This window comes from Marinobacter sp. F4206, from assembly GCF_019392195.1.
Classification (GTDB): Bacteria; Pseudomonadota; Gammaproteobacteria; order Pseudomonadales; family Oleiphilaceae; genus Marinobacter.
The window spans coordinates 2347678-2362605 of the sequence record NZ_JAHXKI010000002.1; the positions used below are offsets into that span (position 1 = coordinate 2347678).

Genomic DNA, 14928 nt, shown 5'->3' on the forward strand with positions numbered 1-14928 from the left:
ATCAAGTCTGCGGTTCAAGGGTAATCTTGCCTTTTTTTAGTGCCCTCCTTGCTATACTCTCCAGCGTTGTCGCCCGGTAGCGCTGGTCTTTCCTTCCGCCAGCCTGCTGATCCATTCGCTGATCCGGAGAGTACCCTTGCTGGCATTTCGGTTCACCCTACTATGCTGGCTGTTTGTTGTGGTGCCCTCCTGGACCGCGGCATCTGAACGTGGCTCTTCGACAGAGACGTTCAGATTTGGCGTCGAGCAGTTCCAGTCTGGCGACCTGGAAGGTGCCCGCAAGTCCTTTGAGGCTGCACGTGCCGGAGGTCTCAGGTCGGTCTCCCTGACCTACAATCTGGGCGTGGTTTACTATCGACTGGGCGATTATCAGTCTGCCGAGCAAACCTTCCTGGAACTCCTGAATACAAAGCATGAGGCCCTCGCCAGTTACAATCTCGGGCTTGTGGCGCTGGAACAGGGCGATGAATCCGGCGCGAAGCGCTGGTTCGCCCGGGCAACGACTCCGACTACTCCGGAAAAGCTTCGGGCACTGGCTCGCGTCCAGCTGGAGAAACTGGAAGGTAGGGTGCACGAGCAACGCAGCCCGGGACCAGGCACGGGTTATCTGCTCGCTTCCGCCGGCTACGACAGCAACATTGCCGGTCTGCCCGACACGTCAGCCAGCAGTGAAGGTGGTCTCTTTGGTGAGCTGCTGGCCGCCGGCTCGGCTACGGCGGGTGCCCTGGGCGACGGCCGGTTAAGCCTCGGAGGCGTAGCCTATGGTCGGCATTACCCCGCCAACGATGAATACGATACCTCGCTTCTCCAGGGAGAACTGATCTGGTCACGGACACTGGCGTCGGTGGTGCAGGGTGCCAGTGTCACCGTGAGTCAGTCCTGGTTCGATGCCGATGCCCTGGAGCGCCGTTACGGTCTGGAGGGTTTTCAGCGCTGGTCTGCTTGCGGCGGATTGCTGAAATTGGCCCGGTGTTCGGTCGCGCTGGCGGCAGCGCACGTTGATGGCGGTGCCGGTTTCGAGGGCTACGATGGCGAATGGTACCGGCTGCGCTTGTCAGCAACCCGCCGTTTCAGGGGTTGGCTGCTGGACGGCGACTACCGGTGGGAAGTTAATGACCGGGAGGATTTTCAGGTCGGTGACCAGTTTATCAGCGTGTCGCCCAGCCACCACACCCTCGAGTTGAGCGCACGATATCGGATCCGTCCCGATGTGCTGGTTGGCGGGACCGGCGCCTTCCGCTACAGCCGGTTCCAGGATCCCCACGTGTTGTTCGAGGGCAATGCTCTGGTCAGCGAGCGTCGGGTCGATGGCCGTATAGAGGTCGGTATTTTTACCGAGAGCCGACTCAATGATAGCTGGCTTGTTCGAGCAGAATGGCAGGTACAGGACAATGACAGCGGAATTGACCGCTATGACTACCGGCGCTACACCCTGATTGGGTCTCTGGAAGGGACGTTCTAGCCCCGGCAATCAGCCGGGGCATGTCAGGAAAGGCTCAGAGTCCGGTGTTTCTAAGCCGGTTGGCGTGCTGCTTGAATACCGACTTGGGGTCGGTCTCAAACAGGCTGTGCAGTCCCAGAGCCTGGTTCACCTCATCCAGATGGTTCATGAAGTAGTTATCCCGGATGACTTTGCCAAAATGGTTGCTGCAGCGGCCCACCAGGCCGTCGTTCTGACTGAACCCAAACGCAAGACTGGTGGTCCCCAGCAGCGCGTCGGAGGGATCAAGAACGTTGGTGAGCACTCCGGTTCCGCCCCAGGAATAGAAGCGGACGCCGTTGGCGGAATGGGCGCCTTCACCGCAGGAGGTGGTTGGCATACCGGCCGGAGCGAAGCGGTTGAATTCGGCGCTGCCCTGCGTGGTTAGGGATTGAAGGCTGGAGCGGAGATCCTGGTTGTAGCCGCCGCCGGACAGCAGGTCAATCAAACCACCCAGGGCATTGCCCAGCGACGCCGCGAGGCTCTCGGCTGAAGAACCGTAGATCAGATCCGCCACAGGCGACCCTTTGTGGGGGGAGCCGACGGAGGTGACCGATGCCACCAGATCTGGCCTCACCCGGGCAATGTAGCGGGCTGTCGGGCCGCCGTGGCTGTGGCCGATCAGGTTAACTTTGCCGTACACAGCGGCAATGGCCTGCACCTGGGGCAGCAGGGCTTCGCCCCGGGCGATGGTGCTATCCAGGGCCGGCACCTGCGTGGTGTAAACGTCCGCACCGTACTTGCGAAGATCCTCTGCCACGCCATACCAGTAGTCGACTCCGGCAATGGAATCGAAGCCGAACATGCCATGCACGAGCACAATCGGGTAACGGGTGTCGGTGTAATTCGAGGGAGTGGAATCCCACCACCAGGCGGCGGAGGGGGCTGACCACGCGACCGCGAGGGCCAGAGCCATTGCTTTGATCCAGGGTTTCATTGTCGTTCCTACAGTTTGATGTTGTGTTTGTTATTCAAACTGCGGCTCAACCTAACGGGCTGCTCCAGAGACTGCTTCTCTTACTGCATCTGCCTGTTTGGACAGAAAAAAAGGCTTCCGTGCGCTGACTTCGGTATTGTGATTGTTAGATTGTTGCCGTCAGAGCATCTCTTACGAGATCCGGCTATAGTTTGGCGCGAGCGCGCGCAAGTCAATCTCCGAACAGGCACAATAGTCGGCGGCGCGGTCAGGCTGTGACGGGGATCACCCAGTTGGCCCCGCATGACACGCTATTGTCCGTGTCATCGAGGCCGGGTTGGGAGATTTATGGGCTGGCGGTCAGAGCGTCGCCATCACCTTGCGAGCGGCCTCGATCGTATGCTCAATATCGGCGTCGGTCAGTGCCGCGGTGGTAAAGCCGGCTTCGAAGGCCGAGGGTGCCAGGTAAACCCCCTCTTTGAGCATGCCCTGGAAGAATTTCTTGAAGCGTTCGACATCGCAGCCCATGACCTGGTCGAATCGGGTGATGGCTTCCTCGTCGGTAAAGAAGAAGCCAAACATGGCGCCCGCACTCTGGACAGCCAGCGGAATGCCCGCGGCGTCGGCGGCGGCCTTGATGCCATCGCGTACGGCAATGGTTTTTTCCGTCAGTCGATCGTGGAAGCCCGGTTCGGAAATCGCGTTCAGGGTGGTCAGTCCGGCGCACATGGCCAGTGGGTTGCCGCTCAGGGTCCCCGCCTGGTAGACCGGTCCGAGGGGCGAGATATGCTCCATGATTTCCCGCTTGCCACCAAAGGCGCCGACTGGCAAACCGCCGCCGATGACCTTGCCAAGGGCGGTCAGGTCCGGGGTGACTCCGTAGAGTTCCTGGGCGCCGCCCAGGGAGACCCGAAAGCCGGTCATCACCTCGTCAAAAATCAGCACGGTTCCGTGCTCGTCGCACACCTCACGCAAGCCTTCCAGGAATCCCGGAACCGGCGGTACGCAGTTCATGTTGCCGGCCACGGGCTCAACGATGATGGCGGCGATTTCATCGCCCATCCGGGCAAAGGTTTCACGCACACTGTCGATGTCGTTGAAGTCCAGAGTCAGTGTGTGCTCGGCCAGGCTGGCGGGAATGCCGGGGGAGTTCGGTACGCCCAGAGTCAGGGCGCCGGATCCGGCCTTAACCAGCAGCGAATCCACATGGCCATGGTAGCAGCCCTCGAATTTGACGATCTTGTCCCGGCCGGTGTAACCACGGGCCAGTCGCACTGCGCTCATGGTGGCCTCTGTGCCGGAGTTCACCATGCGAACCAGGTCAATGGAGGGGACCAGTTCGCAGACCTTCTTGGCCATTTCGGTCTCAAGGGAGGTGGGAGCACCGTAGCCGATGCCGAGGTCCACCTGGGCATGCAGGGCATTCTTGATGCGTGGATCGGAGTGACCAAGAATCATCGGGCCCCATGAACCAATGTAATCGATGTAGCGGCGGTCGTCCTCGTCGTACAAATACGCGCCCTCGGCGTGCTTGAAGAACACCGGGGTGCCACCCACGCCGCGAAATGCCCGGACCGGGGAATTGACGCCGCCGGGGATGTATTTCTGGGCTTCTTCGAACAGGGTTTCGGAGTGAGTCATGGGTCTGTATTCCTGTTATCTGGAGAGTGAAAAAAGTGGATGATGTTGCTGGAACAGGCGCGTAAACGTTCGGGCGCGCCGTTCGATATCGTCGGGCGTGCCGCCGAACAGGCCGCCGACCACGGCCAGCATGTCGGCTCCGGCCCGGATCAAAGGTTCGCCGTTCTCGGCGGTGATCCCTCCAATGGCGGTGACCGGCCGGCCAAACTGCCGGGCCTCGGTGAGCACCGTCGGGGCGGCTGCCGGGGCGTCGGGTTTTGTACCGGAGGTGTAGAAGCGCCCGAACGCGAGGTAGTCTGCGCCGGCGTGATAAGCAATGCGCGCCAGCTCCAGGTCCGCGTGGCACGTGATCCCGATGATCGCGTTTTCCCCCAAGAGGTGACGCGCGCTCGCCAGCGTGTCGTCGGTTTGGCCCAGGTGCACTCCGGCTGCGCCTGAACGCCGGGCCAGGTCCACATCGTCGTTTATCAGCAGCGGAACGCCGGCATTGGCGCAGACGGCCTGCAGATCAAGAGCCTGCCGGAGCCGTTCCGTCGTGGGGGCGCTCTTTTCGCGGTATTGTACCAGAACCGCACCGCCTCGCAGTGCGGCTTCTACCGAGGGAATCAGCGTAGCCGGGGATGTCAGCTGGCTGTCGGTGATGGCATACAATCCCGGTCGCAGTGCCTTGGTCATCGTTCCCACGGGATACCCCGGTCGGGCACCGGCTGGCCCTTGCCGACCTCCAGCGCATGCAGAATTGCGCGGTTAACGTAATTCTGCGCCTGGGAGATCGCGGCTCGCTGGGACAGACCACAGGCCCGGCCAGCGGCGATGGCCGCGGCAAGGGTGCAGCCGGTGCCGTGGTATTCACCACCGACCCGTTCGATTTCCCAGGTCATCGGATCCGGGGCGTGGTTGAAGAGCGTGTTGGTGATATGCAGTCCGGTACCATGGCCGCCCGTCGCCAGGACCGATGAACAGCCTGTCTCCAGCAGCTGTCTGGCCGCCTGTTCCGGGTCCGCATTATCTCCCAGCATGGCTAACTCGATCCCGTTCGGGGTAATCATTTCAGCCAGCGGGAGCAGGCGCTGTTTCATGGCAGTGATCAGTTCGTCGTCGGCCAGATCGCCACCACCGGCGGCCTTGATGACCGGGTCAGTAATCAGCGGGATGCCCGGGTGTTCCCCGATAAATTCCACCAGCACATCAACAATGGCTGCGTTGCCGAGGGCCCCGGTTTTAATGGCGTGAATCGGTGCGTCGTCGGCAACGCACTTCAGCTGTTTGCGAATCAGTTCGGCATCGACCGCTTCGGCCCCGTAGACGTTGGTCGTGTCCTGCACGGTCAGGCAGGTCAATACGGGCAGGGGATGACAGCCCAGCGAGGTGATGGCCTGGATGTCAGCCTGGATACCGGCGCCGCCGGACGGGTCAAGACCGGACAAGATCAGTACCTGAGGTCGGGTATAGCGTTTGATGGCTCGACTCCTTAGAAGGGTTTAACAACGGCGAGGATCACGACCGCCAGCAGGATGAAAACCGGCAGCTCGTTGAACCAGCGGTAGAAAACATGGCTGCGGGTGTTGCGATCATCCCGGAACACCTTGACCAGGTGGCCGCAGTAGAAATGATAAACGATGAGCGCGGCCACAAGCAGCAGTTTGGCATGCAGCCAGCCCTGACTGAAATAGCCGGAAATATTGTAACCAATGAGCCAGATGCCAAAGATCAGGGTGGCGATCATGGACGGCGTGGTGATCCCCCGGTACAGCTTTCTTTCCATGATCTTGAAACGCTCTCGGCCGGCTTCGTCCTCACAGGCCGCGTGATACACGAATAGTCGTGGCAGATAAAAAATGCCGGCGAACCAGCACACCATGGAGATTATGTGGAAGGCTTTAACCCACAGCATTCATTAGTTCCCTCGGTATTGGTAGTAGCTTTCGATGTCCGTCTTCAGAACCACCCCGTATACGCGCTGAATCATCGGCGCAACATGCCGTTGTACATACAGGGCCTCGGCATTGTTTGCGTGGAATACATTCAGGGCTTCTTCAAGGGTGGCCTGGTACTGGACCGGTGCAATATCCCGTCGGTTCGCCGGGATGTCCATGAGGTCCACGGTCTCGGGAGCTTCGGTTCCTTCCTCGGCGGCCAGTTTCTCCGTGTCTTCCAGATACCGAGCCAGATCGACCGCAGGCAGCAGTGCGGTAGGCCCGCTGCTGCCCTCGACCAGTAGCCACTTTGGTTCTGACTTCAGGGCCTTCCTGGCCTCTTCGACAGTCAGGTGGCGTTCTGTGCGCAGAATGCTTCGATCCATGATGGCACCAACCGATACCCGACGCAGCGCCTGAATAACAGGTGAGTTCTGATAGCTCAGGCCCTGACTCTTCAGGATGGTTAGGAACAGGGACTTCTTGCCGAAAGCCTCGCTGGTGACCAAGGTGGAGGTGGTAATGATCAGCATGCCCGGGAGGATAATGTTGGGGTTGCGGGTCAGCTCCATCAGCGCCATCAGTGCCGCCAGCGGCGCCTGGAGTACGGCCCCCATCATGGCGCCCATACCCAGCATGGCATAGAACCCGACCGAGGAGGCGTGCTCCGGAACGATCTGTGCGCCGACCAGCCCCATCGCGCCGCCCAGGGTGGCGCCCATGAACAGCGTTGGACCGATGACGCCACTGGGCATGCCCAGTCCGAGGGTAAGTGACGTCACCAATAACTTGGAAGCACCCACGCCCAGTAGCAGCCAGAACCCCAGTTGGCCATTGATGGTGTCGTCGACCGTATCGTAGCCGATGCCCATGGTTTCCGGCATCAGGATAGCGAAGGGAACCATCAGCAGCCCCGCCGCTACTATACGGAGGATAACCGGGCGGTGGTGATAACGCCCCATGGAATCCACCAGTTGAATGAAAAGCGCCGCGGCGATGCCAATAATGACCGCGATGGCGAGGACCCACGGAATTTCCAGGAGGGAGTTCATGGTCAGGGGCGGTACGCTGAAGGCCGGCTCCGAACCGTAGACCGCCTGGGTCACGATCGCCGCGCTCACTGCTGCCAGGATGATCGGGGTAAACCCGGCGATGGTGTACTCCATCATCACCACTTCCATGGCAAAGATCACGCCGGAAATGGGGGTGTTGAACGAGGCGGAAATGGCAGCCGCACAACCGCAGGCCACCAGGGTTCGGATGCTGTTGTTGGGCAGCCGCATCCATTGGCCCATCAGACTCGAGAAGGCAGCGCCCAGGTGTACCGCAGGTCCTTCCCGCCCGGCGGACTGGCCGGATACCACCGTAGCCACGCCCGACACGAACTGGACCATGGCGCTGCGCAACGAGATGTAGCCCTGGTGGTAATTCAGGCGCTCCATGACATGCACGATTCCCACCTTGCGGTCATGAATGGCCAGGCGGTGCAGCATAACCCCCAGCAGCAGGGCACCGGTTAACGGCAACACGCCGCGGGTAATCAGGTTCAGCTCTTCGAAGGACTCAGAGTCCCCGCCGGGCAGGAAGTGTTCCAGTGGCCACTCAATGGCAAGGCGGAAAACCAGGATGACGCCGCCGGTGATCAGCCCGGATAGCAGTCCGAGCACCGCCAGCTGAGGCAATGCATCGACACCCGATAACCTGCGGCGGAACACAGGAATCAGATGCTCGGTAATCTGGTGCCAGAGTGTTTGCATGAACGCCGGAATTCCGGTTGGGTGCGATGAAGAGACGGAGCGTTTCTGACATCATTGTAACGACCGCCCCGCGGGCTGCAATAAGTCCTTGGTTTATCATGGTAGACTACGGCGTCATTCGTCCAAACCCTGATACGACGTCGCTGGAGAGAGTGGTGATTAAAGTAGGCATCGTTGGTGGCACCGGCTATACCGGTGTGGAATTGCTGAGAATTCTGGCAGTTCATCCGGAAGTTACAGTGAGTTGCATTACCTCCCGTTCGGAAGCAGGCATGCCTGTGGCCGACATGTATCCGAATCTGCGGGGGCATTACGACCTGGCTTTTTCCGAGCCGGATGCAGATGTACTGAAAGCCTGTGATCTGGTGTTCTTTGCCACCCCGCACGGCGTTGCCATGCGCATGGTGCCAGAGCTCATGGCGGCCGGTGTCCGGGTGGTCGATCTGTCGGCGGATTTCCGGCTGAAGGATCTGGAAGTCTGGGCCAACTGGTATGGTATGGCGCATGAAAGTGCCGAGTGGGCCGAGCAGGCTGTTTACGGCCTGCCGGAAGTGGCTCGCGCAGAGATTCGAAGCGCCCAGCTGGTGGCGAATCCCGGTTGCTACCCGACGGCAGTTCAACTCGGTTTCCTGCCGCTTCTGGAAAACGCTCTTGTGGATCCGGCCCGATTGATTGCCGATGCCAAGTCCGGCGCCAGCGGTGCCGGTCGGCAGGGCAAGATTGGCATGTTGCACGGTGAGGTCGGGGAGAGCTTCAAAGCCTACGGCGCTTCGGGCCATCGCCACCTGCCGGAGATTCGTCAGGGCCTGACCGGGGCGGCCGGATCTGCAGTGGGCGTTACCTTTGTGCCGCACCTGATTCCCATGATCCGTGGTATTGAGGCGACTCTCTATGCGGAGCTCAAGGATCCCGGGCAGTTTGACCAGCTTCAGGGCCTGTTTGAAGACCGGTTCCGGGATGAACCCTTTGTCGACGTGATGCCTTTCGGCAGTCATCCGGAAACTCGTAGCGTTCGCGGCGCCAACCAGTGTCGGATGGCTCTTCATCGCCAGGAACAGAGCAGCATCGTGATTGTCTCGTCAGTCATCGATAACCTGGTGAAAGGCGCCGCCGGACAGGCCATCCAGAACATGAACATCATGTTCGGTCTGAACGAAACGCTTGGGCTTGAAGCCCCGGCCCTGCTTCCTTAAGGCGCCGCCGTGAGTGAGGACCGCAAGCCGGAACAAGAATATGTCGTGATTCGCCATCGGCCGGGCTACCGGCTGCGGCGAACCGCCATTCTGCTGATCTTTTCGGTTGTTGCCGCCATTGCCGGGTACGCCACGGGGCTGGCCCAGGGAGGGTTTCGGTTTTCCAGTGTGGCGGCTTCCAATGATGTCCTGGAAGAGGAGCTGGACACGCTTCGGGACGACTACACCGAGGCGCGCCAGCAGGTGATTAACCTCGATCGGGGTCGGGTTATTGATGAGCAGGCGCTGAATCAGGCCCGAAGGACCATCGTTGAACTTGAAACCCGGATTGCTTCACTGAAATCCGACCTGACATTCTATAAAAATATCATGGCCCCCTCGGAGACCAGCAAGGGGCTTCAAGTCGACAGCTTCACGATGGCTCCGGATCGACAGCCCGGTGCCTTTGATTTCAAGCTGGTACTGACTCAGGTGGGCAATAACAAAAGCTACATTTCAGGTGTGGTGGCGGTGAACGTCATCGGCCTGCGCGACGAAGAGAAAGAAGTCATCGCCCTGCGCGACCTGTCTCAGGATATAGAAGACCTCGGCGTGAAATTCCGTTTCCGTTATTTTCAGGACGTGGAAGGTTTACTGGTGCTGCCGGATGGTTTCGAACCTCTCGAAATCCAGGTGGTGGCCCAGGCCGAGGGCCGGAAATCCTCACAGGCTGAACGAACTTTTGATTGGGATGACTTAACGGAGAAGTGACATGCTTGGAAAGAAAAAGCAGAAACCGCGTCGGCCAACCGGCCATTTCGACACGCTGATTTCGTCCCGTACCACGGTCCAGGGCGATGTCCAGTTTTCCGGTGGTCTGCATGTGGATGGCAAGGTCCATGGCAAAGTCGTGGCTGAAGAGGGCAGCGATGCCGTGCTCAGGATCTCGGAGATTGGCGAGATTTCCGGAGACATTGTCGCGCCCCATGTGATTATCAACGGCACGGTAAACGGTGATGTTTACGCCTCGGCCCACCTTGAGCTGGCCGAAAAAGCCTCTATCAATGGCAATGTCTATTACAACCTGATTGAAATGGCGATGGGTGCGTCGGTCAACGGAAATCTGGTGCATCAGCGCGAACCGGCCGGCCTGCTGACCCGGGATCAGCCCGGTACGAAGACCGATAACGAGTCTTCCGGCAAGGCCTATACTGAAGCAGAAGCTGCAGTTGAAGCCGAGGGTGGTGGAAAGTCCGAATAGTTGATTGTTTTAGTCAGGAATACCATAATCGTCCGAGTTGTTCACAGGTGATCCGGAGGCGAACTTGAGTGTAGTTCAGCAACAAATGGCCGCACCGCTGTTCTTCAGTGACAGTGCCGTTGCCAAGGTGCGAGAGTTGATTGAGGAGGAGGAAAATCCTGAGCTCAAACTCCGTGTCTTTGTCACGGGCGGTGGCTGCTCCGGTTTCCAGTACGGCTTTTCCTTTGATGACAGTCAGGACGAAGAAGATACTGTGATCGAGCGGGACGGCGTCAGTTTGCTGGTAGATCCGATGAGCTATCAGTATCTCGTAGGCGCTACCATCGAGTATCAGGAAGGGCTTCAGGGCTCACAGTTTGTGGTTCAGAACCCGAATGCCAGCTCGACCTGTGGCTGCGGGAGTTCCTTTTCAATCTGACCCGATCAGACTGAACGAAAAAAGGAGAGCGCATGCTCTCCTTTTTTGTTGGTGCACGATCTGTCCTGAGCTGTCAGGCGTGGTAGATAGCGCCCAAGATCCGCGGTCCCCGCGCGCCCGTAACGTCGGGAAGGTTGCCAGGATTGCCGGCAAGGGTCTGCTGGGCCAGCCATCCGAATGCCACTGGCTCGACCCATTGCGGATCCAGTCCAAGCTCTGCGGTGATGGCCAGCGGCGCTGGGCTCAAGGCCCGCTCCAGTTCTTTCATTAGCACCGGGTTCCGGGTGCCGCCGCCGCAGGCATAGATTCTCATGGCGGGTGCGGCCGGCAACTGGTGGAGAATGCTAGTAACCGTCAGCTGAAGCAGGGTCCTCTGGACATCAGCTGCCTGGAGGTCGGGGTGTCGCTGCACCAATGTTTTCACCCAGCCCAGATTGAACCGTTCCTTGCCCGTGCTCTTGGGTGCTGACCGCGTAAAATACGCGTCCGATAGCATGTCCTTCAACAGTTCGTGATCAACGTTGCCCTCGTCGGCCCAGTGGCCATCTGCATCGTAGGGAAGGCCGGTCTGGTTCAGGCACCAGGCGTCCATCAAGGCATTGGCCGGTCCGGTGTCAAAGCCAGTAACCGGTTCATTCGAATCTGCCGGAATCCAGGTAATGTTGGCGATGCCGCCGAGATTTAGGATGCATCGGTCCTCGGTGTCGGAGCTGAAAAAAGCCTTGTGGAAAGCCGGAACCAATGGAGCGCCCTGGCCTCCTGCGGCCATGTCCCTGCGCCGGAAATCGGAAACGGTGGTAATGCCGGTTTTTTCGGCGATCACCGACGGGTTGCCGATCTGTGTGGAAAAGGGCGCGAAACCAGAGGGCTGGTGACGGATTGTCTGGCCATGCGAACCGATAGCCCGGATTGCCGAGGGGGAAATACCCGAGCGTTCGATGACCCTGTTGGCGGCATCGGCAAAGAGGGAGCCGGTCAGGGTGTCCAGTTCGCCGATCTCATCCGGTGTGCCCTGATTCTGGCTAACCGCCAGGAGGCGGTGCCGGAGGTCATCCGGATAGTTCAGAGTCTCTGAGGCGTGGACCGTAATCGACCGACCATCAAAGGACACCAGCACGGCGTCAATGCCGTCCATGCTGGTGCCGGACATGAGCCCGATCCAGGCTTCCATGGCGTTTACTCTTCTGAGGCGAGAGCGAGTTGCTGGTAATTCTCTCGGAAGACGTCGAACTGTGCCAGACGTTGCTCGGTGTAACGCTTGAACCGTGCCATTTCCGAGGAAGGTACCGGCTTGGCATCCGGGAGTTTTACGGTCCGGGAGTTGCGCGGCGATCCGTTGAGGCGGAACTCATAGTGCAGGTGCGGGCCCGTCACCATGCCGGATGAGCCGACATAGCCAATGGTTTCGCCCTGCTTAACGCGAGTGCCTTTTTTAATGCCCCGGCCCAGGCGGCTCATGTGAGCGTAAAGCGTTGTGATGTTGTCACCGTGCTGAAGGATGACAGTACGACCGTAGCCGCCTTTCCAACCGGAAAAGTGTACCCGTCCCGAACCTGCGGCCTTGATGGGCGTGCCCGTGGGTGCGCCATAGTCTGTACCTTCATGGGGGCGTACGACGTCGAGAACCGGATGGCGGCGCTGGAGGTTGAATGGCGACGAGACCCGGGCGTTGATGGGAGTGCGCAGGAACGCCTTGCGCATGCTCTTGCCGTTGGGTGAATAGTAGTCACTGTCTCCGTTGCTGTCGGTATACAGCAGGGCCGTGTTGTCTTCACCGCGGTTGATAAAGCGGGCAGAGAGTATGCGGCCGGTATCGAACTTTTCGCCGTCCAGATACAGTTCTTCATAAACCACTTCGAAGTGGTCACCCTTGCGGACATCGTAAACGAAGTCGATTTCCCAGCCAAAGATGCCTGCAAGTTCCATGGTCAGGCGGTCGTTCAGGCCGGCCTCGCGGGCGGCCAGGTAAAGGGAACCGTCAATGGTGCCGGAAGCGAATGCCGGCCGTGCTTCAGGTTCGCGAATAACCTTCTGTCCGGTAAATCCGTCTTCCGTCTTCTCAATTTTGAGAGTTTCGAGCAGGCTGCGCTGAAGCTCGATAGCCGCCAGGTCACCGGCTTCGCTGGTCGCAAATCGGATCGTCTCACCAGCATACAGGCGCTGGAGTTTTTCGGCGTCGCCTTCTCCGTGAATGACCGACAGCATGACGCCGTCATTGAAGCCGGCTTTCTTGAACAGCGAGGACAAGGTGTCGCCGGATTCAATCTCGAAGGTTCTCCAGTCAAACTGGGGTTCCGCCGGCTCCACAGCTTCGGCCGTCTGGTTTGCGGAAACAACCGGTGACTGTTCGTCAATCGCTGCGGTGTTGGCAGCCTCCGGGGCAACCTGTTCTGCCTCGCCATTGCCGGTGACCGTGCCCTGTTCCAGGTCCAGCGCGTAGGACATGCGTTTGGCTTCCACGTCGGCACTGGGGCTCATAAGAATGGCGGCGGTCACTACGACGGTTGCAGTGGCGGCAATCGTAATGTGTGTTTTGGGCAACATTTTTAGCACGTATCGCATCCGTTTTAATCGGTATTCCGGTAGGTTGAGCTACCTAGTTAAAGCTGTTGTTAAAGTATAGACAGACAGATTACCGTATAAACAGCACGTGGGACAGCGTGGAACATTACGGTTGCTGCTCCATCCCCCCGGATTTTTGCTGACGGCACTGCTATAATGCGCCGCCCTGCTCGTCCAGTATTGCTTAAAAACTGTACGATAATATTAGCAGGAGTGCAGGTAACTCACAGATTTCTTTTGTAGAGGTCTGTAACTGTCAGAATCTATCGAGATCAAAACTGGGGACGTGTTGTTCATGGCATCTATTGATGAGGCGTTGGCCGTAATCAAGCGCGGCATTGACGAACTGATTCCGGAAGACGGGCTGATTGAGAAATTAAAAGAAGGTCGCCCTCTGCGTATCAAGGCGGGCTTCGATCCGACTGCGCCGGATCTCCATCTTGGGCATACGGTCCTCATTAATAAGCTGAGGCAGTTCCAGGATCTTGGGCACGAAGTGATGTTCCTGATCGGGGATTTCACCGGGATGATTGGTGACCCGACAGGCAAGAGTGCAACGCGTCCGCCGTTAACCGAAAAGCAGGTTGCCGAGAACGCCATCAGCTATAAAGAGCAGGTGTTCAAGATTCTCGACCCCGAGAAAACACGTGTCATGTTCAACTCCGACTGGATGAACAAGATGGGTGCCGCCGATATGATCAAGCTGGCGGGCCAGTACACGGTCGCCCGGATGTTGGAGCGGGACGATTTCACCAAGCGCTATCGCGCCGAGCAGCCCATTGCCATCCACGAGTTCCTTTACCCTCTGGTTCAGGGTTACGACTCCGTTGCCATGGAAGCGGATGTCGAGTTGGGCGGTACTGACCAGAAGTTCAATCTGCTGATGGGGCGCATTCTGCAGAAGGCGTATGGCCAGACACCTCAGGCCATTCTGACGATGCCGATACTGGAAGGTCTCGACGGTGTCCAGAAGATGTCCAAGTCTCTGGGTAATTACGTCGGCGTTAATGACTCGCCTGGCGAGATGTACACCAAGCTCCTGTCTATGCCGGACGATTTGCTGTGGCGTTACTTTGAATTGCTGAGCTTCCGTCCGTTGGCCGAGATTGATGAGTTTCGCTCGGCCGTCGAGTCAGGTGCGAACCCGCAGGACTATAAGAAGCTGCTGGCTGAAGAGATTATTACCCGCTTCCATGATGAGGAGGCGGCGAAGACGGCCCACAAGTCGGCGGGAAATCGGGTTGCCCTTGGCGAGATCCCGGATAATGTTCCTACGGTGGAAGTGTCCCTTGAGGGTCAGCCCGAAATGCCGATGGCCTCGGTGTTGAGGTTGGCGGGTCTGGTAAAGAATGGTGCGGCAGCCCGGGACGTGTTGGGGCGTGGTGCGGTCTTTGTTAATGGTGAGAAGTTTGAGGGCGATCGCCTGTTCGTTGAAGGTGATGATTGTGTGGTCCAGGCTGGCAAGAAGAAGATTGCGCGGGTGTTGATCACTGCGTGACCGGTTTTCGGCGATTTTGAGTTTTTTTCAGAATCGTCGTTGACACCTCTGAGCAGGTCTGTAGAATGCGCATCTCTTTCGAGGGGAACGCCACTGAGGCGGGCCAGAAATCGAGAGATAACCGCTTGAAAGTGTTGAAGAAATTGAGTTTCAGAATTCTTCAGAAAGCGGTTGACAGGGAAGCGGTTCAGTGTAGAATGCGCCCCTCGCAACAAGCAGTAGGCCGGTAGATTTTTCGGCGCTTTCCGGAGACGGAAAACAGAGAAAAATAACGGTTGACAAGGTGGCGGTTCGATGTAGAATACGC

At 58.7% G+C, this 14928-nt stretch carries 14 protein-coding genes; 6 read left to right on the forward strand and 8 right to left on the reverse strand.

Going from position 1 to position 14928, the window contains the following annotated elements; genetic code table 11:
- Positions 1–136: 136 nt before the first annotated feature.
- Positions 137–1462, forward strand: a complete 1326-nt coding sequence (locus KZO34_RS13065; RefSeq protein WP_219477092.1) for a tetratricopeptide repeat protein — start codon at positions 137–139, stop codon at positions 1460–1462.
- 34 nt (positions 1463–1496) lie between these two features.
- On the opposite strand, the gene KZO34_RS13070 is transcribed toward KZO34_RS13065, so the two are convergent.
- The 6 genes from KZO34_RS13070 to KZO34_RS13095 all read right to left on the reverse strand — a co-directional run bounded on the left by KZO34_RS13070 (position 1497) and on the right by KZO34_RS13095 (position 7710).
- Positions 1497–2417 carry a lipase family alpha/beta hydrolase gene (locus tag KZO34_RS13070; RefSeq protein ID WP_219477093.1) on the reverse strand — a complete coding sequence of 307 codons (921 nt, stop codon included), beginning with the start codon at positions 2415–2417 and terminating at the stop codon, positions 1497–1499.
- A 339-nt stretch (positions 2418–2756) separates the two neighbouring features.
- Positions 2757–4037, reverse strand: coding sequence for a glutamate-1-semialdehyde 2,1-aminomutase (gene hemL / locus KZO34_RS13075; protein WP_219477095.1), 1281 nt, complete (start codon positions 4035–4037; stop codon positions 2757–2759).
- Between the two features lie 15 nt (positions 4038–4052).
- On the reverse strand, positions 4053–4712 hold the full coding sequence (thiE, locus tag KZO34_RS13080) for a thiamine phosphate synthase (RefSeq protein ID WP_257900422.1): 660 nt from the start codon (positions 4710–4712) through the stop codon (positions 4053–4055).
- The gene (gene thiD / locus KZO34_RS13085; RefSeq protein WP_219477312.1) at positions 4709–5467 is read right to left on the reverse strand and encodes a bifunctional hydroxymethylpyrimidine kinase/phosphomethylpyrimidine kinase; all 759 of its coding nucleotides are present in this window, start codon (positions 5465–5467) and stop codon (positions 4709–4711) included. Before thiD ends, thiE begins: the two co-directional genes overlap by 4 nt.
- Positions 5468–5508: 41 nt before the next feature.
- On the reverse strand, positions 5509–5931 hold the full coding sequence (hemJ, locus tag KZO34_RS13090) for a protoporphyrinogen oxidase HemJ (protein WP_219477101.1): 423 nt from the start codon (positions 5929–5931) through the stop codon (positions 5509–5511).
- A 3-nt stretch (positions 5932–5934) separates the two neighbouring features.
- Complete coding sequence (locus KZO34_RS13095) at positions 5935–7710, reverse strand: chloride channel protein (protein WP_219477103.1); 1776 nt, start codon at positions 7708–7710, stop codon at positions 5935–5937.
- Positions 7711–7865: 155 nt separating this feature from the next.
- Here KZO34_RS13095 and argC point away from each other — a divergent pair, with 155 nt between their 5' ends.
- The 4 genes from argC (at position 7866) to erpA (ending at position 10561) form a co-directional block, all read left to right on the forward strand.
- Positions 7866–8903 (forward strand): N-acetyl-gamma-glutamyl-phosphate reductase, encoded by a 1038-nt coding sequence (gene argC / locus KZO34_RS13100; RefSeq protein ID WP_219477105.1) that lies wholly within the window; start codon positions 7866–7868, stop codon positions 8901–8903.
- 9 nt (positions 8904–8912) lie between these two features.
- Positions 8913–9653, forward strand: coding sequence for a DUF6776 family protein (locus KZO34_RS13105; protein ID WP_219477107.1), 741 nt, complete (start codon positions 8913–8915; stop codon positions 9651–9653).
- Position 9654: 1 nt separating this feature from the next.
- Positions 9655–10143: a bactofilin family protein gene (locus tag KZO34_RS13110; protein ID WP_219477109.1), complete on the forward strand. Its 489-nt coding sequence runs from the start codon at positions 9655–9657 to the stop codon at positions 10141–10143.
- A gap of 85 nt (positions 10144–10228) precedes the next feature.
- Positions 10229–10561, forward strand: coding sequence for an iron-sulfur cluster insertion protein ErpA (erpA, locus tag KZO34_RS13115; protein WP_219477313.1), 333 nt, complete (start codon positions 10229–10231; stop codon positions 10559–10561).
- A gap of 73 nt (positions 10562–10634) precedes the next feature.
- On the opposite strand, the gene KZO34_RS13120 is transcribed toward erpA, so the two are convergent.
- Positions 10635–11732, reverse strand: coding sequence for an anhydro-N-acetylmuramic acid kinase (locus KZO34_RS13120; RefSeq protein ID WP_219477111.1), 1098 nt, complete (start codon positions 11730–11732; stop codon positions 10635–10637).
- Between the two features lie 5 nt (positions 11733–11737).
- Complete coding sequence (locus tag KZO34_RS13125) at positions 11738–13114, reverse strand: OapA family protein (protein ID WP_219477113.1); 1377 nt, start codon at positions 13112–13114, stop codon at positions 11738–11740.
- A 304-nt stretch (positions 13115–13418) separates the two neighbouring features.
- Between KZO34_RS13125 and tyrS the strand changes: the two genes are divergently transcribed.
- Positions 13419–14621 (forward strand): tyrosine--tRNA ligase, encoded by a 1203-nt coding sequence (tyrS, locus tag KZO34_RS13130; protein WP_219477115.1) that lies wholly within the window; start codon positions 13419–13421, stop codon positions 14619–14621.
- Positions 14622–14928 lie beyond the last annotated feature (307 nt).